At 57.8% G+C, this 25,227-nt stretch carries 19 protein-coding genes; 8 read left to right on the top strand and 11 right to left on the bottom strand.

Going from position 1 to position 25,227, the window contains the following annotated elements; translation table 11 throughout:
- Window positions 1-314: 314 nt before the first annotated feature.
- From dinD to DWV43_RS02025, 4 genes are all read right to left on the bottom strand, one after another.
- Complete coding sequence (dinD, locus tag DWV43_RS02040) at window positions 315-1,175, bottom strand: DNA damage-inducible protein D (protein ID WP_117806391.1); 861 nt, start codon at window positions 1,173-1,175, stop codon at window positions 315-317.
- Window positions 1,176-1,336: 161 nt separating this feature from the next.
- On the bottom strand, window positions 1,337-2,863 hold the full coding sequence (locus tag DWV43_RS02035; RefSeq protein WP_117816821.1) for an FAD-dependent oxidoreductase: 1,527 nt from the start codon (window positions 2,861-2,863) through the stop codon (window positions 1,337-1,339).
- A 256-nt stretch (window positions 2,864-3,119) separates the two neighbouring features.
- Window positions 3,120-4,124 (bottom strand): GGGtGRT protein, encoded by a 1,005-nt coding sequence (locus tag DWV43_RS02030; protein ID WP_055252290.1) that lies wholly within the window; start codon window positions 4,122-4,124, stop codon window positions 3,120-3,122.
- Between the two features lie 18 nt (window positions 4,125-4,142).
- Window positions 4,143-4,877: an iron-sulfur cluster assembly scaffold protein gene (locus DWV43_RS02025; RefSeq protein ID WP_117816822.1), complete on the bottom strand. Its 735-nt coding sequence runs from the start codon at window positions 4,875-4,877 to the stop codon at window positions 4,143-4,145.
- Window positions 4,878-5,280: 403 nt separating this feature from the next.
- Here DWV43_RS02025 and DWV43_RS02020 point away from each other — a divergent pair, with 403 nt between their 5' ends.
- Entirely contained in the window at window positions 5,281-6,081 is an 801-nt protein-coding gene (locus tag DWV43_RS02020; protein WP_117816823.1) for a transposase, read from the top strand.
- Window positions 6,082-6,146: 65 nt separating this feature from the next.
- Here the strand turns inward: DWV43_RS02020 and sufU are convergent, their stop codons facing one another.
- Genes sufU through sufC form a run of 5 tightly spaced genes read right to left on the bottom strand, consistent with a single transcriptional unit; the run spans window position 6,147 to window position 11,392 of the window.
- Window positions 6,147-6,581 carry a Fe-S cluster assembly sulfur transfer protein SufU gene (gene sufU, locus DWV43_RS02015; protein ID WP_117583738.1) on the bottom strand — a complete coding sequence of 145 codons (435 nt, stop codon included), beginning with the start codon at window positions 6,579-6,581 and terminating at the stop codon, window positions 6,147-6,149.
- Complete coding sequence (locus DWV43_RS02010) at window positions 6,574-7,899, bottom strand: aminotransferase class V-fold PLP-dependent enzyme (RefSeq protein WP_199569292.1); 1,326 nt, start codon at window positions 7,897-7,899, stop codon at window positions 6,574-6,576. The genes sufU and DWV43_RS02010 overlap by 8 nt, the downstream gene beginning before the upstream one ends.
- The gene (locus tag DWV43_RS02005; protein WP_117816824.1) at window positions 7,896-9,167 is read right to left on the bottom strand and encodes a SufD family Fe-S cluster assembly protein; all 1,272 of its coding nucleotides are present in this window, start codon (window positions 9,165-9,167) and stop codon (window positions 7,896-7,898) included. Before DWV43_RS02005 ends, DWV43_RS02010 begins: the two co-directional genes overlap by 4 nt.
- Complete coding sequence (gene sufB / locus DWV43_RS02000) at window positions 9,167-10,579, bottom strand: Fe-S cluster assembly protein SufB (protein ID WP_022094821.1); 1,413 nt, start codon at window positions 10,577-10,579, stop codon at window positions 9,167-9,169. The genes DWV43_RS02005 and sufB overlap by 1 nt, the downstream gene beginning before the upstream one ends.
- Window positions 10,580-10,591: 12 nt before the next feature.
- Window positions 10,592-11,392, bottom strand: a complete 801-nt coding sequence (sufC, locus tag DWV43_RS01995; protein WP_117816825.1) for a Fe-S cluster assembly ATPase SufC — start codon at window positions 11,390-11,392, stop codon at window positions 10,592-10,594.
- A gap of 224 nt (window positions 11,393-11,616) precedes the next feature.
- Here sufC and DWV43_RS01990 point away from each other — a divergent pair, with 224 nt between their 5' ends.
- From DWV43_RS01990 to DWV43_RS01980, 3 genes are all read left to right on the top strand, one after another.
- On the top strand, window positions 11,617-12,048 hold the full coding sequence (locus tag DWV43_RS01990) for an Rrf2 family transcriptional regulator (protein WP_089572008.1): 432 nt from the start codon (window positions 11,617-11,619) through the stop codon (window positions 12,046-12,048).
- A 139-nt stretch (window positions 12,049-12,187) separates the two neighbouring features.
- Window positions 12,188-14,002, top strand: a complete 1,815-nt coding sequence (locus DWV43_RS01985; RefSeq protein ID WP_117816826.1) for a hypothetical protein — start codon at window positions 12,188-12,190, stop codon at window positions 14,000-14,002.
- Window positions 14,003-14,201: 199 nt separating this feature from the next.
- Window positions 14,202-16,001, top strand: coding sequence for an AAA family ATPase (locus DWV43_RS01980; RefSeq protein ID WP_158569814.1), 1,800 nt, complete (start codon window positions 14,202-14,204; stop codon window positions 15,999-16,001).
- A gap of 20 nt (window positions 16,002-16,021) precedes the next feature.
- On the opposite strand, the gene DWV43_RS01975 is transcribed toward DWV43_RS01980, so the two are convergent.
- Both DWV43_RS01975 and DWV43_RS01970 read right to left on the bottom strand, forming a co-directional pair.
- Entirely contained in the window at window positions 16,022-17,041 is a 1,020-nt protein-coding gene (locus DWV43_RS01975) for a glycosyltransferase (protein ID WP_117816828.1), read from the bottom strand.
- A gap of 170 nt (window positions 17,042-17,211) precedes the next feature.
- Window positions 17,212-18,342 carry an acyltransferase gene (locus DWV43_RS01970; RefSeq protein ID WP_158569813.1) on the bottom strand — a complete coding sequence of 377 codons (1,131 nt, stop codon included), beginning with the start codon at window positions 18,340-18,342 and terminating at the stop codon, window positions 17,212-17,214.
- 113 nt (window positions 18,343-18,455) lie between these two features.
- Between DWV43_RS01970 and DWV43_RS01965 the strand changes: the two genes are divergently transcribed.
- The 4 genes from DWV43_RS01965 to DWV43_RS01950 all read left to right on the top strand — a co-directional run bounded on the left by DWV43_RS01965 (window position 18,456) and on the right by DWV43_RS01950 (window position 25,070).
- Entirely contained in the window at window positions 18,456-19,559 is a 1,104-nt protein-coding gene (locus tag DWV43_RS01965) for a glycosyltransferase (protein ID WP_117816830.1), read from the top strand.
- 7 nt (window positions 19,560-19,566) lie between these two features.
- The gene (locus DWV43_RS01960; protein ID WP_158569812.1) at window positions 19,567-20,595 is read left to right on the top strand and encodes a glycosyltransferase; all 1,029 of its coding nucleotides are present in this window, start codon (window positions 19,567-19,569) and stop codon (window positions 20,593-20,595) included.
- 34 nt (window positions 20,596-20,629) lie between these two features.
- On the top strand, window positions 20,630-21,586 hold the full coding sequence (gene rfbB, locus DWV43_RS01955) for a dTDP-glucose 4,6-dehydratase (protein ID WP_117816831.1): 957 nt from the start codon (window positions 20,630-20,632) through the stop codon (window positions 21,584-21,586).
- Window positions 21,587-21,686: 100 nt separating this feature from the next.
- Window positions 21,687-25,070, top strand: coding sequence for an RICIN domain-containing protein (locus tag DWV43_RS01950; RefSeq protein WP_117816832.1), 3,384 nt, complete (start codon window positions 21,687-21,689; stop codon window positions 25,068-25,070).
- Window positions 25,071-25,227 lie beyond the last annotated feature (157 nt).

The following is a 25,227-nucleotide window of genomic DNA, read 5'->3' as shown; positions in this document are numbered from 1 at the left end:
GCAGGGGACTCTTAATCCCAAGGTCCAGGGTTCGACCCCCTGACGGCCCACCAAAGCATGTTTAGACGGTCAACGAAAGTTGGCCGTCTTTTTTTGTTAACAGTACCTGGGGTCGAACCCGTAAGGGCGCGGAGCTGAGGAAATGCGCGAGCATTTGCCAGCGCAGCGCGCAAGGCGCGAAGCGCCGCAGCGGCCGCCTGCGCAGCAGGCTGACCCCCTGACGGCCCACCAAAGCATGTTAAGACGGTCAATCTCGGTTGGCCGTCTTTTTTATTAACCTCGCATGGGGCCGAACCCGTAAGGGCGCAGACGCTTTACAAGTCGAGCCTGCCCTGGGGGTCGGTGAATCCGTCTGTACCCTCCTTGAGCTTTTTCTCGTCTGCTTTCACGCGACGTTCGAGCTTCTTTGTATCTTCGGCAGGCGGTAGGTTCTCGGGTACAATTCCGCGGTCGATGAGGCTGCCACGCACGCTTGTGTTGTTCTCGACGTGCTCTTGCTTGATCTGGTCCAGACCGTACAGGTCGTGTTCCTCGGCGTTGAAGGCCGTCATCGAGTTCGTAAGGTCCTTTGCTTTGATGAGAACATCGGCTAGCCTGTCCGCCAATGCCGAGCTCTTGGATACGCCGAGCTGTTGCTTCATTTCCGCCGTGCTTCTGCCGCCGAATAACGCTTCATCGCCCTTCGACTTGATGATCGCGAATCCTTTGGAGTCCACGCCGCGTTTGAACGCAATACCCGAGAGCTGTTTCTCTGAATCAGATAGCGAGTGGCGCGCCTGCAAGCGCTGAATCTCTGCGAAGCGCTGCTCTATGAGCTCTTGGCGGCGCGTCTGCACGGCGAAGTACGCCTGTGCGAGCGCGATTTCTTGCTTGTTTGAATCTCCGTTCTGGGCGATTAAATAGCATGCATAGCGCGTAAGTTTGTAGTCTTTAACCGCGCGAGCGGCGACACCGGCAGTTACCATTTTCGTGGTGTCACGAAAATGGGAATCAACTGGAGTTTTGTTTGTTTCGCACGAGACTTTTGCCCTCTTAACAACTTCGGCAAAGTTCTCCCATCGAGTGTACCCCATGGGTTCCATTAAATCGCGTGCGAGCCAATACTCAACGCCGTCTTCCACATTGGCGTAGCTATCAAGTTTGACACGCCACTTCTCGATATCTCTGCTGTCCATATCTCCTCCTCGCTGGCCTATTGTCTATGCGGGCTTTGCCCGCTCTGTATTCAGAATTAGGATACGCTGCCGTGCGGACACGAATGGGCCCCGTGCCACTTCGAGTTCACGGGGCCCATAGATATCGATTAGTTGTGTTTTGCTTTAGATAGGTGTCCAGTTTAATTCGCTCGATAGTGCGATCCGAGACTTTCGGTTCGCTTGCGCATGGCTTTGACCATTTCCTGTGCTAGTTGAATCTGCGATTGCAGGCGGGCGAGGGCTGCGATTTCGCTGTCGTTGGCGTGTGGCTTGCTCAGCGCCGTTGCCTCGTCTTGCAGGCTTTCAAGCTGTTGCAGAGCCTTGGATAGACCTGCTTCGGTTCTGTTGATCATGCAATAGGTACTCATCGCGTGCTTAAGGCTGCGTGTCAGGCGTTCGGCATCTGTTGCGGCTATGCCGTACTGGGGGAGGGCGATATCCACCTTCAGGGCTGTCTCAGGCTCTTTCTGCGCTGCAAGGGCTGCCGATGCGCCTGCGATGCGTCCGAATACGATGCCGTTGGCGCTTGACAAGCCACCAATGCGGTCGGCGCCGTGCATGCCGCCTGTCGCCTCGCCGCAAGCGTAGAGGCCCTCAACGCCCGTGTACGCGGTCTTGTCGATCCTGATGCCGCCGTTGGCGGCGTGGGCATACATCGCCACGCGCATCTCGTCGGTCGGCGCGATGCCGTGCTCGTCTTGTAGCCAGGTGGCAAAAGTCTGCACAAACTCTGGGACATCTTCGCGAGGGAAGTCGTAGTGGAGCGCTAGGCCTTTGGCACCCGCTTGATCGATGGCAAGATCGATGGCGCGGGAAGCCAGGCGCGATGTGAAGGGGCCATATCCGGAGCGCTGTTCAAGCAAATCGTCCAGTTTGTCGTTGGCAATATCTGCCGGCTGGTTAAATGTGACGTAGCGCCAGGTTTTCTCGTTGAAGACCAGGTTGCGCTTGGGCTCGATGAAGCCGGGCATCATCTGCATGAACTCTATATTAGTAAGCGATGCGCCGTGCGCCAGTGCGATGGCCTGTGAGGAGCTGAGCACGTCGGCGGAAGTGAGGCTTCGCTCGAACAGGCCACCCGTGCCGCCCGCAGCGATGATAGTGGCTTTGGCTGCCATAGACACGAGATGCTCGTTTGCGCGGTCGTAGAGCACGGCGCCGGTGATCCTGCCGTTCGTGTCCTCAACAAGGTCAATAAGCTCATGGCGGGGGAGCAGGCGAATACCGAGCGACTCGATCTGGGCCATACACGCGTCCTCAAGGGGCTTGCGGGTGAGGCCGCGCCACATGCGCGTTTTGTGGTCAAAGCAGGGGATAAACTGCTTTTGCTGAGCGCTCTCAGCGCTTTGCGGACGCTGGAGCTCAACGCCTAGGTCTTGCTCGAGCCATTCAATTGCCTGGGGAATGCCGTGCACAAACGTCTGGACAAGCTCGAGGTCGGCGACACCGCCGCCGACGGTCTGGATGGTGCCGATGAGGTCCTGCTCGTCGTCTTCGTCGACGGGACCGATGAGGCCGAGGCCCCAGGTACCCGGGAAGAAGCTCGATCCGCTCATGGTCTTGCCGGCGCTTGCCACAGTGACGGCTGCACCTGTGCGTGCCGCTTCGATGGCGGCGCAAAGGCCCGCAATGCCAGATCCAATTACCAGTACATCAGTCGATTCCATTGGATTCCTTTCTCGTCCGGCGCATTGTCGCACGGGTGATCGGCAATGGGGTCGCAAAGACTCGGCAAATCGGTAAAGGGCAAATATGGCAGGTGGGCGTCATGGACGCTCTGACGCTCTATCTCTTCACATCTCGTATTTCGCCCCAGCTGATATACCGGCATTAGCTACCCTGCGACAGCGCAAACAAAAAGAGCCGCTACCCGGGTGGGTAGCGGCTCCAAAGCTCAACTATATGAGCATCGCGCGGGCGCGATTAGGCCTTGAGGGCCTCCTCGACGGCGACAGCGCAGGCGACGGTGGCACCGACCATGGGGTTGTTGCCCATGCCGATGAGACCCATCATGTCGACGTGCGCAGGCACGGAGGAAGAACCGGCGAACTGGGCATCGGAGTGCATGCGGCCCATGGTGTCGGTCATGCCGTAAGAGGCAGGGCCGGCGCCCATGTTGTCCGGGTGCAGGGTACGGCCAGTGCCGCCACCAGAAGCGACGGAGAAGTACTTCTTGCCAGCCTCGAGGCGCTCCTTCTTGTAGGTGCCAGCGACGGGGTGCTGAAAGCGCGTGGGGTTGGTGGAGTTACCGGTGATCGAGATGTCGACGTTCTCGTGCCACATGATGGCAACGCCCTCGCGGACGTCGTCGGAGCCGTAGCAGTTAACGGCAGCGCGGGGACCATCGGAGTAGGGGATGGTCTCGACGACCTTGAGCTCGCCCGTGTAGTAGTCGAACTGGGTCTTCACATAGGTGAAGCCGTTGATGCGGGCGATGATCTGAGCAGCGTCCTTGCCCAGACCGTTGAGGATAACGCGCAGCGGCTTCTTACGAGCCTTGTTGGCGTTCAGAGCCAGGCCGATAGCACCCTCAGCAGCAGCGAAGGACTCGTGACCAGCCAGGAAGGCGAAGCACTCGGTGTCGTCGGAGAGCAGCATAGCGCCCAGGTTGCCGTGGCCCAGACCGACCTTGCGGTCCTCGGCGACGGAGCCGGGAACGGTGAAGGCCTGGATGCCCTCGCCGATGATGGCGGCAGCCTCAGAAGCGGTCTTGGCGCCACGCTTGACAGCGAGAGCGCAGCCGAGGGTGTAGGCCCACTCGGCGTTCTGGAAGGCGATGGACTGGGTGTTGTTGACGATCTCACGCGGGTTGAAGCCCTTGTCGGTGCAGATCTGCAGAGCTTCCTCGAGGGAGGCGATGCCGTTGTCGGCGAGGCACTTGTTGATCTTGTCAGCGCGGCGCTCGTAACCTTCGAACGTAACAGTCATAGTTATTTCCCTCCCTTTCTACTCGTGAACCGGGAACACGCTGGCGACGGAGTGAGTCTCCTCGTCGGTGCGCGGGTCGATGTACTTGGCAGCGTTCTCCCACTGACCATAGTGGCCCATAGCGCCAGCGATGGCCTCCTCGGGGGTCTTGCCGGCCTTGACGGCGTCGGTGAACTTGCCGAGGTTCAGGAACTCGAATGCGATGATCTCGTTCTTGTCGTTGAGAGCCATGCGGGTGACGTAGCCCTGAGCGAGCTCGAGGTAACGAGCGCCCTTGGCCTTGGTGCCGAACATGGTGCCGACCTGAGAGCGAAGGCCCTTGCCGAGGTCGTCGAGGGAGGCGCCCACGGGCAGGCCGCCCTCGGAGAACGCGGTCTGGCTGCGGCCGTAAACGATCTGCAGGAAGATCTCGCGCATAGCAACGTTGATGGCGTCGCAGACGAGGTCGGTGTTGAGGGCCTCGAGGATGGTCTTACCGGGAAGAATCTCGGAAGCCATGGCGGCAGAGTGGGTCATGCCCGAGCAGCCGATGGTCTCAACGAGGGCCTCCTCGATGATGCCGTCCTTGACGTTCAGCGTGAGCTTGCAGGCGCCCTGCTGGGGTGCGCACCAACCCACACCGTGCGTAAGACCGGAGATGTCGGTAATCTCCTTAGCCTGGACCCACTTGCCCTCCTCGGGGATGGGTGCGGGGCCGTGGTATGCACCCTTGGCAACGGGGCACATGTTCTCCACTTCCTGTGAGTACTGCATGCCTCTCCTCTCTATCGTGTTGGCGTCCCGTCTGGGGGTCGTGGCTGGCGATTGCCGGGCGACCCTTCGAAAGGGACATGACATGCAGCCCCTATAATACCGCGAAATGCACGGAATATTCGGCGAACGGCTCAGTTTTCGTAGCGAGAAGTCCGGAAGTTTTAATTGAAACGGTTTAACTATATGTTCGGTGGTCGCGAACTTCCGTAGAGGGGGTTCGTCTTGGGCAAGCTTTTGGTCAGCTCTTGTATGCGTTGCGGGGTCTGACCTGTTGCAACGGTGCCGTTCGCCGCCCGTTTACTGCCTTTGGCCGCGCGAGTGTATTGTTTTGCGTGAATGTTTTGATGGCACGCTTCAATCGTGCTGTATTGGATGGCAATCAGATCCCGGCGAAGGGAGCGCCATGCAGCGCGTTTGGAGAACGGTTACCGGCTTTTACCATGTCTGTGCCCGCGGTGTGGGCAAGCAGCTCATCTTTGAGGGCGATGAAGACCGGTGGGAGTTTTTGGAGCTGATGCGCGAGTGCTGCCGCGAGGCGGGCGTGACGGTTATCGCCTGGTGCCTTATGGGCAATCACGTGCATCTGGTGCTTGCAGATTACGAGGACGCGATGAGCGCGGCGATGCACCGGCTGCTTTTGACGTACGCGCGGCGGTTCAATAAACGCACGGGGCGCACGGGCCATCTGTTCCAGAACCGTTTTGACCGGCGCTCGCTCGATACCGACCGTTATCTGATGGCTGCCATTCGCTATGTTCACGCTAATCCGCAGGAGGCGGGTATCGCCCTGATCGAGCGTTATCCCTGGAGCAGCTTTGCCGAGTATCTGAGAGCGTATGACAACGATACGACGAGGGGATTTTCGGACCCTTCTTGTGTGCTTGAGCTATTTGAGTCTGCCAAGGGGTTTCTGGATTATTCTCTGTCGATGCCCGATGGTTCCGATCCGGTGATTCACGATATGGATGAGACAGAGTGGGAGCGGCGTGCGTTTGCCGACAAGATGGCGAAGCGCCTGGGCGTGCCGCTCAACGAACTCAAGACCGTAGCGCCCTCGCGGCGAGATGGAATCATTTTCGCCCTGCACAATGTCGGCTACACGGTGCGCGAGATCGAACGGTATACGGGAATCAGCAAGAGTACCGTCTCTCGTATCGTGCGCGCTTATGCGCGGGTGAATGCTCAGGCTGAGGGCTCGGAATAGAAAATGGCCGAACCACTCTTGTCAAGCGATTCGGCCAACAAAATTCTTAAGATTTGGGACAAATACTACTGATTATTTTGTCCCGTGAGCATGCCGTCGAGGGTGCGCCAGGCGAGCTCGGCGCATTTGACGCGGGCGGGCATGTGCGAGATGTCCTGGAGCTGAGCGGCTTCGTCCAGGTCTTCCAGGTCCTCCTCGGAGAGCTGCTCGCCGCGGATCATGGCGAGGAAGAGCTCTGCCAAGCGGCGAGCTTCCTCGACGGTCTCGCCGGTGATGAGGTCGGCCATGATGTCGGCACTGGCCTGGCTGATGGCGCAGCCGTGGCCGGTAAAGGAGGCCTCCTCGATCACGTTGTTCTCGACACGTAGCTGCAAGGTGAGCTCGTCTCCGCAGCTGGGGTTGATGCCGTCGTGCTCGTGCGTGGGGGCGTCCATCTCGTACTTGTAGTCGGGGTGCGAGTTGTGCTCCATAAATGTGGTGGAGGTGTACAGATTACCCATTGAATGTGCTCCAAACGTGATGCAGACCGGCGATGAACTTGTCGATGTCGGCCTTGTCGTTGTAGAAGGCCACGCTGGCGCGGCAGCAGGCAAGGTTCTCGACGCCCAGCCAGGTGAGCAGCGGCTGCGCACAGTGGTGGCCGGCGCGAATGCAGACGCCGTCCATGTCCATGATGCTCGCTACGTCGTGCGGGTGGATGCCCTTGACGTTAAAGCTCACGACGCCGTGGTGGTTGTCCCAATAGATGGAGCCGATGATCTGGACAAAGTCGAGCTGCATGAGTTCGCCCATCAGATAGTGGACGAGTGCCTGCTCGCGGGCCTGGATGTTCTCGTAACCCACCGTGTTGACCAGGTAATCGAGTGCGGCGCCCGTGGCGAAGATGCCGGCGGCGTCCTGCGTGCCGGCCTCGAACTTCTCGGGGACGGGAGCCCAGACAGCGTCCTGCTCGGTGACCGAATCAATCATCTCGCCGCCGGTAAGCATGGGCGGCATGGCGTTGAGCAGGTCCATCTTGCCCCACAGCACGCCGATGCCCATGGGGCCCATGGCCTTGTGCGCACTAAAGGCAAAGAAGTCGGCGCCCAGGTCGGCCACATCGACCGGCATGTGCGGCAGCGACTGCGCGCCGTCGACGACCAGGTAGCCGCCGTACTTGTGCACGAGTTTGCCGAGGTTCTTGACCGGGTTCTCGACGCCCAGCACGTTGGAGACCTGTCCCACGGCTAGGATCTTGGTCTTGGGACCCACCTTGGCAAGAACCTCCTCGGTGGTGAGCTGGCCGGTCTTGGTGGGGTAGAGGTAGACGAGCTTGGCGCCGGTCTCGCGGCAGACCTGCTGCCACGGAATCAGGTTGGAGTGGTGCTCCATGATGGTGATGACGACCTCGTCGCCCGGTTCGAGCACTGTGGGCGCAAAGCTCTTGGCGACCAGGTTGAGCGACTCGCTCGTGTTGCGGGTGAAGACGACCTCGTTGGCGTTGGGGGCGCCGATGAGGTCGGCAATCTGCTGGCGCACCTTCGCGATAGCCTCGGTGGCCTCGACGGACAGCGAGTACAGGCCGCGCAGGGGGTTGGCGTTCATGCGCTGATAGAAGTTGCGCTCGGCGTCGAGCACACAGGCAGGGCGTTGCGCGGTGGCGGCGCTATCGAGGAAGGCGATCTCGGGGTGCTGCTGGAACAGCGGGAACTGGCCCTTGTAGGGGTTGGTCTCGATGTCCACGGTGGGCCAGCCGCGCGAAGCCTCGTCGCTGGCGTCGAGCTCCATGGGCTCGGGGGCAGTGCAGGTATCGCATTTAACGTGCTCGGTGTCGATCATGCGAGCTCCTCTTCAAAGTTGTCGATCAGGTTGTTGCCCAGGCGGACGACGGCGGCGCGGGTGCGCTCGTCGGTGGCGGAAAGCGCGGCGTCCTCCAGCTTGGCGCGGATGAACAGGTCCTCGGCGGCGTTTTGGTCAAGGCCGCGGCAGGCGAGATAGAACAGCTGCTCGTCGCGGACGTGGCCGATGGTGGCACCGTGGTTGCCGGCGACGTCGTCCTCGTCGCACAGGATGACGGGGACGGTCTTGTTGTCGACGCCCTTGTTGGCCAAAAGCACCGTCTCGCGCTCGGTGCCGGTTGCACCCTTGCAGCCGTGCACGAGGTCGATGGTGCCGCGATAGACCTTCTTTGACGTGCCGGTCAGTACGCCGTTGGCGTCGATCTCGCACTCGGTTTTGCGACCGCGGTGGCGCAGCTCGTAGTTAAAGTCGCGCACCTGCTCGCGGGCGCCCAGGTAATCGGTATCGATGGTGACCTTGGCGGTATCGCCCAGCAGGTCGCCGGCAAGGCCGGTGGCGCTGGCGCCGGCACCCAGGACGGTGTGCTGCACGTTGACGCGCGCACCCTCGTCCAGGAACAGGCCGGTGTCGTCGAGCGCGATCCAGCTATCGTCGAGCGTCTGCGTGCAGGTCACGTTGACGATGGCGTACTCGTGGGAGCACACACGTAGCACGGAGCCCACGACACCCTCGCCGGCAACGGGGGAGTCCAGGGCGATCTGCAGGTCGAGCGTTGCCTGCGGGCGAGCGACGATGTCGATGGCGGCGATGGCCGCGGCGGCATCGACACCGCTCACACGCACGGTAACCGTGGCGTGCTGGTATGCGGGCACATCGATGACGATGCGCTTGGTAGCGTGCTCGGCCAAGTAGGCGTAGGCAGCCTCGCCCATGCCGGTTTCGAAGGCTTCAGCAGGGGAGAGCTCCTCCTCGAGCTTGATGGCGCCGGCCTGGTAGACGGAGGTGGCGGGCACGTCGAGCTCGGTCTCGGGCGTGATGCGGGCGCGGTCGGTGGCATCACCGGGGGCGGAGGCGCGGCGCTCGGGGAAGCGCTCGGCCATGGCGTTCGTGGCGGTGCCAAACGCGTCGGCAGCGCCGGCAAACTGCTCGTCCAAGCCCTCGACCTCGACGGCCTCGGCAGGAGCGACGGCAAGCTCGTCCGAAAGCTCAAGCTTGGTCTGGTTCATCTTGAGCCAACCCCAAGTGGCAGCAGGCATCGCATTAACCTGCTCGAGCGTGGTAGCAGCGGTGTTCGTGGTCTGTTTCATTATCCGATCGCTCCTTCCATCTCGAGCTTGATCAGGTTGTTCATCTCGACGGCATACTCCAGCGGCAGCTCCTTGGAGACCGGGTTGGCAAAGCCGTTGACGATCATGGTGCGGGCCTCTTCCTCCGAGATGCCGCGGCTCATCAGGTAGAACACCTTGTCGTCGCCGATGCGGCCGATGGTAGCCTCGTGGCCGATGTCGACGTTCTTGGCGCGGATGTCCATGGCGGGGATGGTGTCGGAGCGGCTCTGGTCATCGAGCATGAGCGACTGGCAGCTCACGGTTGCCTTGGAACCCTCTGCCTTGGGCGTGGCCACGATAGAGCTGCGGAAGGTCTGAATGCCGCCACTCTTGGAGATGCCCTTGGTCTCGACGGTTGCCGAGGTCTCGGGCGCGTTGAGCACGACCTTGCAGCCGGTATCCAGGTTCTGGCCGGCGCCGGCAAAGGTAATGCCGGTAAAGCTCGAGCGGGCGCGACGGCCGTTGAGCACGCTCATGGGGTAGAGGTAGCCCACGTGGCTGCCGAAGGAGCCACTGATCCACTCGATGTCGCCATCCTCGTCCACGCGCGCACGTTTGGTGTTGAGGTTGTACATGTTTTTGGACCAGTTTTCGATGGTCGAGTAGCGCAGATGTGCACGCTTGCCCACAAAGAGCTCGACGGCGCCGGCGTGGAGGTTGGCAACGTTGTACTTGGGCGCGGAGCAACCCTCGATAAAGTGCAGGTCGGCGTCGTCCTCGACGATGATGAGCGTGTGCTCAAACTGGCCGGCACCCTTGGCGTTAAGGCGGAAGTAGCTCTGCAGCGGAAAATCGAGCTTGGTGCCCTTGGGCACGTAGACAAACGAGCCGCCCGACCATACGGCGCCGTGCAGGGCCGCAAACTTGTGGTCGGTGGGCGGGATGAGCGTCATAAACTTCTCGTGGATGAGCGGTTCCCACTGTGGATCGTGCAGGGCTTCTTCAATACCGGAGTAGACGATGCCCATCTTGGACGCCGTGTCCTGCATGTTGTGGTAGACGAGCTCGGAGTCGTACTGCGCGCCGACGCCTGCCAGGTAGCTTCGCTCGGCCTCTGGGATGCCCAAGCGCTCAAAGGTGTTCTTGATGTCGTCGGGCACCGACTCCCAGTCGTGCTTTTGGTCGGTGTTGGGCTTGACGTAGGTGACGATGTTGTCCATGTCCAGGCCCTCGATGGAGGGGCCCCACGTCGGGTCGGGAAAACGGTTGAAGATCTCGAGGGACTTTAAGCGCAGGTCGAGCATCCACTGCGGCTCGTCCTTTTTGGCGCTGATCTCGCGCACGATGTCGGGCGTGATGCCGGCGTCGAGGCGCTCGAATCCCTCCTCGCCATAGGTGAAGTCGTAGAGGCTGCGGTCGATGTCTGCGACCTCGGTGCGGTTCTTGGTCATTGCGTCGCCCCTTTACGCCTGCTGCCCGGCAGCGGCGGCCTCGGCCTGGGCGCGCTGCTCGGCGGCCTCGCGCTCGAAGGTCTCAAAGCCGTTCTTGTCGATCCAGGGGATGAGCGAGGCGTCGTCCTCGCGCACGATGTGGCCCTTGACCATAACGTGGACACGGTCGACATCCAGGTGCTCCAGGATGCGCGTATTATGCGTGATGATGAGCATGGAACCGTCGCAGCTCTTGCGGTAGGCGTCCATGCCGTGGCTGACGGTGGAAAGCGCGTCGACGTCCAGGCCCGAGTCGGTCTCGTCGAGGATGGCGAGCTTGGGCTGCAGCAACAGGAGCTGGAGCATCTCGACCTTCTTCTTCTCGCCGCCCGAGAAGCCCACGCCTAGCTCGCGGTTGAGGTAGGCGGTATCCATGTTGAGCTCGGCCGCGAGCTCCTTGACGCGACGACGGAATTCCTTGCCCTTCATCTCCAGGCCGGGGCGGCCGGCGATGCTGGCGCGCAAAAAGCTCGACAGCGGCACGCCCGGGATCTCGACCGGGGCCTGGAAGCTCAGGAACAGGCCGGCGCGCGAGCGCTTGTCGGTGGTGAGCCCGGTGATGTCCTGGCCGTCAAAGACGATGCGGCCGTCGTTGACCGTGTAAACGGGGTCGCCCATGACCAGGTGGCCGAGGGTGGACTTGCCGGCGCCGTTGGGGCCCATCAGCACGTGGGTCTCGCCGGCGGCGACGTTGAGGTTGACGTTGTGGAGGATGGTCTTCTCGTCCACGGAGGCGGTCAGACCTTCGATGGAAAGCAGCGGATTTGCGCTCATGCTGTCCCTCTCTGCATATGGTGTACTCATGGGTGTACGAAACCCTAGGAATCTTCTCGGAATAAAGTTACTATGGGTTCGGCGTTAGTCAAGGGAAAACCCGACTAATCCACTCGACTTTTCAAATTCTGGGACAAAATAACCTGTTGTGTTTGTCCCACTTACTTAAGATTTGGGACAAACAAACTTGGTTATGTTGTCCCAGATGCAATGGGAGGGTAGGTATGCTCATTTCTTCCAAGGGCCGCTATGCCCTCCGGCTGATGATCTATATCGCGGCGCTGGGCGACGCCGAGGGCAAGATTGCCCTGCGCGAGGTCGCCGACCGTGAACATATCTCGCAAAAGTATTTGGAGCAGCTGGTTCGTCCGCTTATGAAGGCGGGCCTGCTTAAGAGCGTGCGCGGCAAGGGCGGCGGCTACATGATGGCCAAGGATCCCTCCGAGGTGCGTGCTGGCGACATCCTGCGCGCCGTCGAGGGCAGCACGGCTCCGGTGGCGTGCGATGGCATCGACAACAGCTGCGCCCGCAGCGATCTTTGCTCGACCGTCAAATTCTGGCGCGGTCTGGACGACGTGATCGAAAAGTACGTCGACGGCGTGACGTTGGCCGACCTTGCTGCCGTCCCCGAGATCAACTTCGACATTAAGCTGTAGGTTGAGCGCAATTCCTTAAGATTTCGCGGAGGGTTGTTGCCGTTTACCGAGGGGTTGTTGTGCAACAACGGGCGAGCTGCAATACTTATTTTTATCTTTGCAAACTGCACTTTAACTACACCAATGCAGGGAGGATCTTATGCAGCCCAAGCATTCTGCTATTGTCGCGGGCCTGACGCTGGCGCTTTCGTTTGGCGCCGTTTCCGTGCCGGCACCCGCCGCTGCCGAGGAGCCCACGCCGGGCGTTGCCTCGGATGCCACCGATATCGATAAGGGTCTCTACACCCAGCAGTCCTTCTCGGGCGTGCTGAGGTCGGTCCAGGGCGTTTCGTTTGTTAACGTGACTCCCGAGATGAAGTACTTCACCAAATACGAGAGTCACGGCAACTATAACCAGGGCTTTTCGTACGGTGACGGTTATAACGCGCTGGGTTATTACCAGTTCGACCGTCGTTGGTCGCTCATTCCGTTTATGAAGCAGGCCTACAACTACAACCCCGAAAAATACAGCATGCTCAAGGATGCGATTGATCGCGGCAGCGAGATTTCCAACATGAGCAATGCCATGTACGAGAACGGCCAGCTCACCGAGTTGGGCCGTATTGCGCAGGAGGCCTTCCAGGGCGCTTATAACATCGATCCTGTTGAGTTCTCAGCTCTTCAAGATGCCTATGCGTACAACTCGTACTATGCGGTGACCGAGGCGTGGCTCAAGAGTGGCCTGGGCATTGATATTTCGGGCCGTGCCGATTGCGTTAAGGGCATGGTGTGGAGCATCACCAACATGTGCGGCACCGGTGGTTGCAGGGACTTCTTCCGTTGGGCAAACCTTTCTAACAGTATGACTGATCGCGAGGTTGTGACGGCGCTTTCCAACAGTGTGGTCAATAACGTGGCGACCAAGTATTCGAGCCAGCCCCAGTATCATGAGGGCTGGAAGAACCGCTACCGCAATGAGCTGAAGGACTGCTTGGTTTATATCGCCGAGGACGAGGCCGCTGCGACGCCCGTGCAGCCCGAACCTACGCCGGCGCCCTCGCCGACGCCTGATTCGAATGACGACTCGAGCGACGATGCCAACGATGACAGGATGGATGCGCCCTCGACCGGTGCTGACGGTGATGGCTCTGCTGGTGGCACTACCAACAACGGCTCTACCTCGAACGGCTCCGTTTCGAACGGCTCTGCTGCGGGCGATTCGTCTTCAAGCTCTGCCGGCAATACGGACAGCGACGCTTCTGGTTCGACCGGCGCTGGCACCTCTAACTCATCCACCGGCTCGAGCGATTCGTCCGTTGGCACCGGCTCTCACAACGGCTCCGGCTCTGACGCAACCCCTGGTTCCGATGCTTCCAAGGATGACTCGAATAAGGCGCCGGACGTTCCCGTTGCTTCGCCGGACAAGAAGCCTTCTTTCTCCGAGCAGCTTGGTTCTACGCTGGGCTCTTCGCTGATGGCTGGCGTCAATAACGGCTCGACCCAGAACAAGGGCAACTCTGATCAGGTTTCCACGGAAAAGATCGAAGCCGCAAAGGGCGACTCCAAGGACAAGGCTTCCGAGAAGACCGAATCCGATAAGGGTTCTAGCTCTGAGGAGAAGAGCGACAAGTCCGAACAGAAGAAGGACGAGGATAAGAAGTCTGAATCTGAGGAGAAAGACAAGAGCAAGGGCAAGACTGAGGACGGAAAGCAGCAGAGCGAGGACAGCGGTAAGGGCAACACCGATGACCAGGTCCAGGAGCAAAATGACTCCAAAACGGTGACCACCACGACCACGACGACTACAACTACCAAGTCTTCGGGCGGCAACATGCCCAAGACGGGCGATCTGATTGTGATGGCGAGCCTTGCTAGTGCAAGCTTGGCCACACTGGGCGCTACGTCTATCGTAAGTGGTAAGCATAAGCTCGATCAGCAGAAGAAGGCTTCTGGGGAGGACGGCTCGGAGGAGTAATCTTCCAGATCGTTTTCTATAAGAGTTTGGGACGGGGTCCGGTGCGGCGGCATCGGGCCCCGTTTTGTTGTGCAACGATTTGTTATGCCCCCTCGGGGGTCTGTTGCTACCGTTGCCCGAAACGTTTTCATGTCGATATTGTTGCGCTCTACCCGCTAGCTACAATGGGCATCGTGCTGCGTTAGAAGGAGAGTTTACGGTGTCTGAACAGGCGAATTATGGTGTTGCTCATGCGTTTGGTGCACGGTTGCTCGGTTATGCGGATAACGCAGCTCTGCCGGTTGATGTACACGACTTTTCCGATGCAATCAATCGGTGCTTAGTCGTCGATAAGACTATGTTTATTGCCGATATATTGGACAGCGAAGTACCCGTTGCGCTTTGCTGTCGGCCTAAGGGTTTTGGCAAGAGCATGAATTTATCGATGCTCAAGTGCTATTTGGAACGACCTGATCACCGGCTGCCGGATCGAAGCCTGTTCGCTGGTACCCAGATTTGGCAGGCGGGCGGCGGTCGCTATCGTGATGAGTACGCGAGTTATCCGGTCATCATGCTCGACTTTACAGCTGCCGCTGCGAGGCGCGACGCCGATGCTGCGGCGGCTATTCGCAGCGCTGTCGCGAACGAGTGCGCCCGATTGCTGCCGCTGCTTGCCGCACCTGATCTGTCAAGACGTGAGGTCCGTCTTATCGAGAGGGCGGCGCGTGGGGTGGCCAGCGATAAGGAGATCGATGCGGCGCTTGGCGTGCTTATCAAGCTGCTCCAGGCAGCTTTCGATGAGCAGGTTGTTCTTCTGATAGACGACTACGACGCGGTATGTCCAAAGCGTTTGGACGCTAAGGACGACGGTAGCGTGGATTCCCTAGAGTCGCTCAGCCGAATGTTGTTCGACACCATTGCCGATGCCGGCGACTCGTTGCGATTGACGTGTCTGATGTGCGAACGCCCCGGTCATGCCGAGTTTGCGTTGTCCCAACGTGGGGTTTCCTATCGGTCGGCGACGCCACTGTCGAGTTGGTGTGATCGATGGTTCGGTTTTTCGGACGACGAAGTCCAAGTGCTGTTGGATTGCATCGGTCGCAACGGCTGTCTGGATGACGCGCGTGAGTGGCTCGAGGGCTATCTGTTTGGTGGTTTTTATTGCTCGAGCCCGGAGCGCGTGGTGGACTACGCACATCGCGATTGCGTCGCGCCCGTTCGGGCGGATCTGTATTGTTACGCCGACCGTCTGGGCGCATGCGTCGGCGACTGGAATCTCATTCGCCTGTCCACATTGTTCGATTTGGTTGAGCCGCATGGGTTTATTGAGGCGCCAGTGCATATGCATGCCGAGGAGGTCGATGCCGCCAAGCCCGAAGATATCTGGACTGCGCTGTATCTGTCTGGATTCCTTACGACGGATATGACGGGGCATTCGGAGGACGGCGCGTGCCTTCGTTCCCTGCGTCTGCCTAATAGCGAAGTGCGTCAGGCGCTCCGTCTTGTAATTCTGGAATGGTTTGAGTGCACCGTTGAGGACGTTGGAGTTATCGACTCGTTCCATGACGGGCTGTGTCGAGGAGACGAGGACACTGTAAAGCAAGCTTTGAGCTGTGCTATCGGCGATCTGGGCATCGATGTGGGCCAATCAGATATGCCGACAGCCTATCATCTGGCGCTTCAGGGGCTCTGCTTTGGACTGCCCGGCTATTGCAATCCCAGCTCCAAGCGAAGTGGCGTCTCGGATCGCTGGGATATCCAGGTGATTCCCACCGGTCGGGTGTTTGACGTGGCCGACACGCTCGGCATGCTCGATGAGCGACCGCTCATTACGGTCAACATGTTGTACGACCCTGGCGTCGATGCCCTGGGCCTGGAACTGTTGGCGGTTCAGGCGCTGCTCGACATAGAGCGCGACGGCATCGATGATATCCGCGTGCCGCGCCCCGCCGTCGGGCGCATGCGTTGGGGCTTTGGCTTTGACGGTCAGCGTGTGTCCGTGGTGTGTCAACGACTGTAGCGGCGGGCGAAAGCCCTTTACTACTCGGCGTCCTTCAGGGGCGGCATGGGCTTCCAGTTGGGATCCTTAACGATCTTGCGGGCGTCCTTCATGCCGCGGCGCAGCGCCGGAATGCCGGTCTTAAAGCACTTGTCAACGGCGGCCAGGCGAATGAATTCCTTGCAGAAGGTCGCGGCGTTGCCCAGACGGAACAGCACTGGGTGGTAGTCGCCGTAGATCTGCATGTAGCGTGCCAGATAACCGCGGTTGCGCATGATGTAGTAGCGGTTGGTGTCGCTCGTGGAGTTGAGTTGGCGCTTGCCGGCGATGTCCCAGTTGGAGACGGCGCGGGCGCGCTTGAGCACCACGTCGGCGACCACGGCGGCGGGGAAGTGCTGGCTGGCGACATAGCCGTAGCAGGCGTCGTCGCCATAGATGAAGAAGCGCGCGTCGGGCAGGCCGATCTTGTCGACAACGCGACGCGAGAACAGGCCGCCCTCAAAGCACAACTGGTTCATAGGACGATAGCCCTCGGGGCCCAAGTCCCACTTGGCGATGGGATTGGGGATACCAAGCGAAAGGATCAGCTGGTACTGCCAAAAGAACGCGCCACCGTCGAAGTCTAGGCGTGAGCCCTGGATGACGTCGTAGCGGTCGGTCCACTTGGCAAGGCGCTCGATGCCCTCGGGAATGACGAGCACGTCGTCGTCCATCACCCAGAACCACTGGGCGCCTAGGTCGTAGGCGCATTTGGTGCCGGCGGAGAAGCCGCCCGCGCCGCCGCCGTTTTCGAGTTGCGGCGCGTAGATGACACGGTCGGTGCCACCCTTTGCATCGGGCTGCTCAGTGTCGATGCCCCACAGGTTGGCCAAGCGCTCGTTGAATGCGGTGCACATGACCTCGGTCTCGCGCGAATTCTCGTTATCGACAATCACGATGCGCCAGGGCGTTGCCGTGAGCTCGGTCATGGAGTCGAACAGGTTGGCCAAGAGTTCCTGGCGCTTGTACGTAACGACAACGATGGCGAGCTTATCGATGGGAGCGGGAAGGGTTGAAGGCATGGGGCAATATATCCTTTCACGCGCGGCGGGCGAGCGCTGCGCGGAAGCTATCGAATACGTCCTTGGGACTGTTCTATTGTAAAGGCTCACCGCACCTTGTCGGCAAGCTTTGAATAAAACGCAGGAACCTGCCACGGGTGTAGCGGCTTTGGCGTCTGACGGCAGCGTGTCTATTGCCGCTTGAGCTTGCGAGCGATAAGGCTTCTAGCTGCATCGATGATGAGAAGCGCCAGAGCAAAGACGATGCTAATGACGGTACCCGTGACGATACATATAGCTGCCGGGCTGTTTTGGCTGACCAGTATGTTTGCGAGCAGGGTGTTGAAGACGGGACGCCACAGGCTACTGGTGAGCGACTGCATCACATAGAAACCGAGCGTGGCGGTCGATAAGGTGACGATGACACCTGCATTCCGCGGATTGCCTAAGGCCCTGCGTCGGGTAGCCGCAAAGAGCAGGGAGGCTGCAGCGAGGGCAAACGAGATCAACGAGGTCGATTTGTAGGAGAGGACTGCCATCGCCGTGAGGTTGCCGGTGAAGGAGAGTGCTCCTTCCAGGATGGTGGCGAGCGCCAAAATCGCAGCGAGCGACCGCATGCCCAAGGCGCCCGCCCTGTCCGAATCCATGACATCGGTAACGTCGCGGAGCAGACCGCCGATCAAAAACGCGATTACGTACGTGGCAGCGCTCATGAGCTTCTGGAGCCAAGAAAACTCGCCGGCGCTTGTCGTACTCATGGCGGCTATATACCCGTTAACAACAAATGCGAGGATGCCAACGGCGATGGCCGTCGTCGTGTAGCTCTTCTGGGAGAGTCGACTCTTAGCCAGTCCAAACCATGGCGCCATGAAGACCGTGGCGGCATAGACCCAGATAAACTCAAGGCCTAGCGTGTACCAGTAGTGCGTGCTGAGGGTAACATCGGGAATGGGGGAGACGACCGTGGACCACGAGAGCGCCACGACACAATAAAACGCAGCGGGCATAACAACCTTGCCTAGGCGCTGCGCCGTCCGTTGCATTTGCGACTTCCACGTTGCCCCACCGTCCCAAGCACGCGCGGCCGAAGCGATGAGAAAATAGCCCGAGATCATAAAGAAGACCTCGTTGGCCCAGCAGCCCAGCAGGTTAATAAAACCGAGCACGCCGGAATGGGGGAAGGCGGCAAGCGGCGCGTATTCCGGCAAGCCGACGCAGGTCGCTTGGAAGGTCCACTGAAAGGTGTGAAACACCGCGATGCCGGCGACCGCGACCAAACGCAGCGCTTCGATGGGTATGTTGCGCGCGGCTTTGGGCTGCATGACGTCCTTTCGTATCGGTTTTTCCTCTGCGAGCTCCATAGATTATATAAACGCCGGCTGGCGCGCTGACCCTTTGATACCATGAAACGACAGGTATTTCCTAAGGAGCACATTTGTCTACTAACGCCTCTGGCAGCCCTGTTCTATCGCTGCTTATTCCCATTTACAATGTTCAACGCTACCTGCGCGAGTGTCTCGATTCCGCCCTGGCGCAGACGCTCAAGGATATTGAGATCATCTGCATTAACGACGGGTCGACCGACAACTCGCCGGCGATTATCCGCGAGTATATGGAGCGCGATGGGCGCGTCAAGATGATCGACAAGGCCAACAGCGGCTACGGCGACTCGATGAACCACGGTCTGGAGATGGCGCGTGGCAAGTACGTTGGCATCTTGGAGTCCGATGACTTTATGGCGCCCGACGCACTCGAAAAACTTGTCTCGGCCGCCGATACCAATAATGCCGACTTTGCGAAGGCGAACTTTGACCTGTATTGGTCGAAGCCGGAGGAGCGCCGAGAGCTGATGGAACTCTTTAAGGCTAAGGATTGCAACAAGCCGGTGTGCCCGAGTGATACCGTTGACGCCTTTTCGCTTAAGCCGTCGATTTGGTCTGCGGTGTATCGTCGCGAGTTCTTGAATCGTAATGGCGTCCGATTCTTGCCGACGCCTGGGGCCGCGTTTCAGGATGCCTCGTTTACCTTTAAGGTGCTTGCCCTTTCCGATACGGCGGTTTACCTGCATGACTCCGTGCTTTCATATCGCCAGGATAACGAGGGGTCTTCGGTCAATTCTCCTAATAAGGTTCATTGCGTTAATGATGAGTACGCCGAAATTCATCGCTGGATTGTTGAGGATTACGCCGAGTCGCACTCTTCGCAGGATGTTGCCAAGCTGCTTAGGTTTGCAAATATCATTAAATACGATTCGTATATGTGGAGCTACATTCGCCTGAATCCCAAGTTTTACGCTGAGTTTTTGGACCGTATGGCCCAAGAGTTCCATGGGGCGCTTGAGGCTCATGAGTTTGAGCTAACGGACCTTAAGCCGTGGAAGCGCGCAAACCTGAAGACTATTGTCGACGACCCGCAAAAGTGGCTGGCAGAGTCTTCGGACTTTGCCGGTGCCGGCGCGATGTGTCGCGCGAAGCATTATGCGCGTGTTGGTGGCCCGGGCGTGGTTGTGGCATTCGTCCTAGATGCAATTAAGAAATAGGGGAGTTATGGTAAACCCGAAGGTCACATTTATCGTCCCTGTTTATAACACCCATGAATTCCTGCCTCGTTGTTTTGACTCCCTTTTGAATCAGACTTGTCCAGATATTGAGATTATTGTCGTGAACGATGGCTCACCGGATGGCTCCGCAGCGATTATTGATGAATATGCTCGAATGGATTCTCGCGTGCGCGTTGTCGAGAAGTCTAACGGGGGGCTGTCATCTGCCCGTAATGCCGGCATGGATGTTGCGCGTGGCGCCATTATCGATTTCGTTGACTCGGATGATTACGTCGAGCCTAATCTTGCCGAATTCTTGGTTGGTACGTTTGCCGAGAAGCATCCGGAGATTGTTGTGTTTGGAGCTGAGTGCGAGCCTGCTGAACTGGCCTCTAAGCGCATCCAGCAGCTTCTTTCTCCTGAGGCGTGCGTGTTTGAGTCGTTTGATTCGGCGCTGCTGTTTTCTGCGAATGCGCAGCCCTATGTCTGGCGTGCGGCTTATTCTCGTGAGCTGATTGAGCGTGAGTCTTTGCGTTTTGCCGAAAATGTCCGGTTTGCCGAGGACGTTGTGTTTCAGTTTGAATCGTATCCGCTGTCTGCCAGGACGGTCCTTGCGCCTGATCGGCTGTATCACTATGTGATGCAGGAGAAGTCGCTGACGCATACGTTCAATGCGGGCGTCAAGCGCATGGACAAGGTCGGTGCCCATTTACTGGTGCTTCACGAAGTGCTGGAGCGCTGGGGTAGGCGAGGTCTTTTAGACCTGTGCCCCGGAGAGCTTGTCACGTGGTTCTTGGATTTGGTCGTGTTTGACCTTGCACGATTGGATGTCGAGAATTATGCCGCGGCTGTTGCGAGCGCTAAAGGCGAGTTCCGGCAGTACTTTGGTTCCAGCTGGACGGATCTTCCTTCTGCTACTGTCGTGCGCAACGTGGCAAGAAAAATCGCAGCCGGCGCGGGCGTTTCTCTCATCGACGTCGTTCGCCTCTATCTGTCGACCCGTGGGCTGAAGGCTTGCATCGAGCGGTTTGTTTAGGGGTCAACTATCATGGCTTGGGAGTGCTGCGCGTATGGGATCTGATTATAAGAACATCCTGGTTACGGGTGGTTGTGGTTTTTGCGGTTCGGCGTTTGTCCGCTATGTTGTGAGCAACGTTCCGAATGTGCGTGTCACCATCTTGGATAAGCTGACCTATGCCGCTAATCCTGGTAACATTGCTGGGCTTCCGGAGGACAGGGTTAAGCTTGTTGTTGGTGACATCTGCGATTCGGATTTGCTTGATCAAGTGGTTCCCGGGCACGATGCAATCGTTCATTATGCTGCGGAGTCTCACAACGACAATTCAATCATCGATCCAGAGCCTTTTGTAAAGACGAACATTGAAGGCACGTATCGGCTGTTGGAGACCGCTCGTAAGCATCAAGTTAGGTTTCATCACATTTCGACCGATGAGGTGTTTGGAGACCTGGCGCTTGATGATCCGCGTAGATTTACCGAGGAGTTTCCTTATCGACCGAGTAGTCCTTATTCAAGCTCCAAGGCGGCATCTGACATGCTTGTGAGAGCTTGGATTCGCACCTATGGTCTGCAGGCAACAATTACTAATTGCTGCAATAACTATGGTCCATATCAGCACCCCGAGAAGTTCATTCCGCATTCGATTGCATGTGTCCGGCGCGGGGAGCGTCCCAAATTGTACGGGGACGGTCTAAACGTACGCGATTGGATTCATGCCGATGACCACGCTCGCGCCGTGTGGCTCATTTTGACCAAAGGGAAGATCGGGGAGACCTTTCTTGTCGGAGCCAATTGCGAGCGCAGCAATCTCGAAGTTCTCAAGCTCATTCTTAATGCAATGGGCAAAGGCGAAGGCTTTATTGACTGGGTTAAGGACCGTCCCGGCCATGATCGACGGTACGCCATAGACGCTAGCAAGCTCCGTCGCGAGCTTGGTTGGGCACCGATCCATGGTGACTTTGCAGCAGAGATTTCGCGATTGTGCCATAGCAACATGCTTTTAACCTGATTAGCCTTTCGGGGTTAAGCTGCTGCTGCTCACGAATCTCTCGTCGATGGGGCGCGCTTCTTGGCATAGAGTGTAAGCAACCGTATGAAAGGGGACAGACATGGGCAATCGAAAAGCTATGTTTGCTTCCGTGTTTATCTTGCTTCTGTTGGGAATTTGTCTCGTTCCCGCATTTGCTGAAGACGGCGTGACTACCGGTCAAGATGCAATTGATTCCATGGCTGCAGGACGGTTAAACGAGTCCGAGCTCGTTACCAACGAAGCTATGTCCGTGGACAGCGCGTCCGATTCGACCGATGCTGTGAAACCGGAAAAGCCCAAGTCTGTCTATGATCTTGCTTCCGAGCATGTTGTCGATCTTGCGGACGGACTGTATGCCTTTGGCTCTTCTGCTAACAGTGGATTTGTGCTCGACGTTCCTGGCGGTACGGCGTCTGCTGGTAGAAAGCTGCAGCTGTTCAGCGGAAACAAGACGAATGCTCAGGTCTGGCGTGTGTCTCACGATCAGAATGGCTTCGTTGTCATTGCGTCTGTCAAGGGTTGCACGCTTGATGTCTCGGGCGGTAACGCGAGCAATGGAAATCCCGTTCAACTTTGGTCCGATAACGGCACCCTTGCGCAGCGTTGGATCGCAATTAAAGAGGCCGATGGCAGCTATACCTTTATTTCGGCGCTTAACCAGTCGTTTGCCATTGACGTGGCGGGTGGAGTTGCCGCAAATGGCTCTACCGTGCAGTTGTATGAGGCAAATGGTACGGCAGCTCAGCGATGGGTGCTAACGCCTGCTAAAACTGAGCAGCAGCAACTCGATGATCGGGCGGAGGCGCATCTCGCTGACTTTCCCGATGGAACATATGCTATGTTGGCTTCGAACGATTCGTTTGCTCTGAAGCCGGCTAGTGGCTCTTTGTCATTCGATACGTTTGCTTGCTCTTGTATTCAAACGTTCGATGTCTCAACTACGTCGGACGGGTATCGCACCATTGCGATTCATGGTGCTGGCACGGTTTTGGACGCGACGGGCGGCAATGATGCCAACGGCACGAAGCTGCAGACCTATGCCGCCAATGGAACCAAGGCCCAAAAGTGGATCATCGAGAAAGACGGCGAGCGCTATCGGATCGTGTCGGGCTTGAACGGACAAAAGGTCGCCGACATCCCCGGTGGCTCTATTGTGTCCGGCGCAGGACTTCAGCTTTACAGCGCAAATGGAACAGCGGCCCAATCCTTCTGTTTTATAGATCCGACGGTCGTACGATCTGACCTCGATAGGCTCGCCTCTGATAACCGGGAAGTCGTCAAAGACGGTGACTATGCGATCGCTGCTGGTCCGGACTTGTCTCGAATGGTTCTCGATGTTGCTGGTGGTTCAACTTCTAGCGGCGCAAACGTGCAGATCTATCAATCGAATACGACTGCCGCTCAGCGTTGGCGTGTTTCGCATGACGATGACGGCTACCTCACGATAACGAATGTAAAGTCTGGCAAAGTACTTGATGCTTCCGCGGGCTCAACTTCTTTGGGAACGAACGTCCAACAATACGCGGCTTGTGGCGATGCGAACTATGCACAAAAGTGGATTGCGGTACCGAATGGCGATGGAAGTGTTCGGCTTCTTTCTCCTGTTTGGCAACAGCGCATACTTGACGTTGCCGGTGGCTCTCTGAACTCTCAGACAAACGTGCAGCTATATGCTCCGAATGGAACTGCCGCGCAGCGCTTTACCTTTATTGCCGCAAGCCCTGCGTCAGTTAACCCGTGCGATGACATTTTGAAAGACAAGGGCTGGAGCGTTATTTCGCCCTCCTCAAATGGCTCTGTTGCCTTTGACGTTGCCGGTGGATCATTGAAGAATGGGGGCAACGTTCAGACATATTCCTGTAATGGCACACTGTCCCAGCTATTTGAGGCCGAATACCGAGACGGTTATTATGTTCTTCGTAATGCCGGCTCCGGTAAGGTGCTTGATGTTGCAGCTGGTGACGTTGTCCCCGGGACGAATGTCCAGCAGTGGGATGAAAGTCCCAACGACAACCAACTTTTCAGCGTCATTGCCAATGAAGACGGAAGCTATTCGTTTATCAATAAGGGCACAGGGCTCATGCTCGCTGTGTCCGGTTCAAATCTGGTTGCTGCCGCGCCGGGAGATTCCGTTCAGACGTCGTTTGTTTTTGCCGAGCAAGAAGACTTGCTGAGCGAAGGGCTTTATGAAATCTATCCGTCTGCAAATTCCTCCCATGTGCTTGATGTCGCGAGCGCATCTGCTGACTCCGGCGCCAACGTTCAGCTCTATTCCAACAATGGTTCCTTCGCCCAAAAATGGCTGCTTAAAAAGGTGGATGGAGCGAAGAATACCTATACGTTTGAATCTGTTTGCTCAACTAACAGACTTGCTGTTTCCGGTACTAATGTTTGCACGATGGCACCGGCAGATGTGAAAGCGCAGCAATGGGTGGCGCGAATCGATAGCAATGGTATTGAGTTTTTGTCTGCGGATGACCAAGGCCTTTCGCTTGATGTGAAGGGCGGTAATTTTGCATCGACTTCCAATGTTCAGGTCCACTCCTCCAATGGTTCCGCTGCGCAGAGATTCCGCCTGCGCGCTACTTCGGCAACCATCGACAACGGTACGTATTTCATCCGTATGGCTTCTCACGCGGGCTCGGTCTTAGATGTTTCTGGCGGATCTTACTCGGACGGCGCAAACGTCCAGATTTGGCAGAACAACGATTCGGGTGCTCAAAAATGGAACTTCTCTTGTAACGGTGATGGCTCATGCAACATCGTAAATGCCGCCAGTGGCAAGGCTCTTGACGTAAAAGATGGGGCTGCATCTTCTGGAACCAATATCCAACAATGGTCTAGGGATGGCAGTGCTGCCCAGCGTTGGTTTATCGATTATGTACCCGGTGGATTTAAGCTGTCTTCCGCTCTGAATGGAGCGCTCGTAATCGATGTTTCTGGAGGCGACAGCGCAAACGGGACGAACGTTGCTCTGCATGCAAGTAACGATTCAAGGGCGCAGCGGTTTACCTTCGGTGCTACTACGTACGTGCAACCGCTGCCTGCCGACCAGCAGGCTATGTATAACCGTGCACAGTGGTACAACAGCAACACGGAATGGCTAATTTTGACTGATACCGGCGGATGCCGTACGGGTATTTTTAGGGGCTCTCGTGGTAATTGGAGGCTCTGGTCCTTCTGGCAGTGTGCTCCGGGCAAAAATGGATCACCAACGGTATTGGGCGAGTTCTCTGTTTACGGAAAGGGCATTTCGTTTGGACACGGATATACCTGCTGGTACTACACGCAGTTTTATGGAGACTATCTATTCCATTCGCAGCCTTGTTATACGGGAACGTTTAATGTGAAGGATCACACAATGGGGCGGCGCGCTTCGGCAGGTTGTATCAGGCTTACAACTGATCATGCCAAATGGATTTACGACAACATTCCCTATGGAACGAAGGTAGTTAACTACTAAGGTAGAAGGTGGCTCGCAGCTTGTGAGCCGCCTTTTTTGACGTAAAGAGTTGCATATTGCGCTAAACCACGATTAAATGAACCAAAAGTATAGGCATTTTCACCGCATGTTTGATTGCATGATGCAATGCTTAAGCAATACGAACTCGTGGGGGGAT

It is taken from the genome of Collinsella sp. AF05-9, assembly GCF_003465595.1.
Classification (GTDB): domain Bacteria; phylum Actinomycetota; class Coriobacteriia; order Coriobacteriales; family Coriobacteriaceae; genus Collinsella.
This window is presented reverse-complemented; position numbering and strand designations above follow the sequence as displayed.

What these genes read in the sequence shown, in the direction of transcription:
- DWV43_RS02030 (WP_055252290.1), bottom strand. Translation starts at nt 4,124, where the DNA reads ATGACTGTTACGTTCGAAGGTTACGAGCGCCGCGCTGACAAGATCAAC.
- sufC (WP_117816825.1), bottom strand. Translation starts at nt 11,392, where the DNA reads ATGAGCGCAAATCCGCTGCTTTCCATCGAAGGTCTGACCGCCTCCGTG.
- DWV43_RS02025 (WP_117816822.1), bottom strand. Translation starts at nt 4,877, where the DNA reads ATGCAGTACTCACAGGAAGTGGAGAACATGTGCCCCGTTGCCAAGGGT.
- DWV43_RS01970 (WP_158569813.1), bottom strand. Translation starts at nt 18,342, where the DNA reads ATGCAGCCCAAAGCCGCGCGCAACATACCCATCGAAGCGCTGCGTTTG.
- DWV43_RS01960 (WP_158569812.1), top strand. Translation starts at nt 19,567, where the DNA reads ATGGTAAACCCGAAGGTCACATTTATCGTCCCTGTTTATAACACCCAT.
- DWV43_RS01950 (WP_117816832.1), top strand. Translation starts at nt 21,687, where the DNA reads ATGGGCAATCGAAAAGCTATGTTTGCTTCCGTGTTTATCTTGCTTCTG.
- DWV43_RS02020 (WP_117816823.1), top strand. Translation starts at nt 5,281, where the DNA reads ATGCAGCGCGTTTGGAGAACGGTTACCGGCTTTTACCATGTCTGTGCC.
- DWV43_RS01985 (WP_117816826.1), top strand. Translation starts at nt 12,188, where the DNA reads ATGCAGCCCAAGCATTCTGCTATTGTCGCGGGCCTGACGCTGGCGCTT.
- DWV43_RS01975 (WP_117816828.1), bottom strand. Translation starts at nt 17,041, where the DNA reads ATGCCTTCAACCCTTCCCGCTCCCATCGATAAGCTCGCCATCGTTGTC.
- sufB (WP_022094821.1), bottom strand. Translation starts at nt 10,579, where the DNA reads ATGACCAAGAACCGCACCGAGGTCGCAGACATCGACCGCAGCCTCTAC.
- DWV43_RS02005 (WP_117816824.1), bottom strand. Translation starts at nt 9,167, where the DNA reads ATGAAACAGACCACGAACACCGCTGCTACCACGCTCGAGCAGGTTAAT.
- DWV43_RS01990 (WP_089572008.1), top strand. Translation starts at nt 11,617, where the DNA reads ATGCTCATTTCTTCCAAGGGCCGCTATGCCCTCCGGCTGATGATCTAT.
- sufU (WP_117583738.1), bottom strand. Translation starts at nt 6,581, where the DNA reads ATGGGTAATCTGTACACCTCCACCACATTTATGGAGCACAACTCGCAC.
- DWV43_RS02010 (WP_199569292.1), bottom strand. Translation starts at nt 7,899, where the DNA reads ATGATCGACACCGAGCACGTTAAATGCGATACCTGCACTGCCCCCGAG.
- dinD (WP_117806391.1), bottom strand. Translation starts at nt 1,175, where the DNA reads ATGGACAGCAGAGATATCGAGAAGTGGCGTGTCAAACTTGATAGCTAC.
- DWV43_RS02035 (WP_117816821.1), bottom strand. Translation starts at nt 2,863, where the DNA reads ATGGAATCGACTGATGTACTGGTAATTGGATCTGGCATTGCGGGCCTT.
- rfbB (WP_117816831.1), top strand. Translation starts at nt 20,630, where the DNA reads ATGGGATCTGATTATAAGAACATCCTGGTTACGGGTGGTTGTGGTTTT.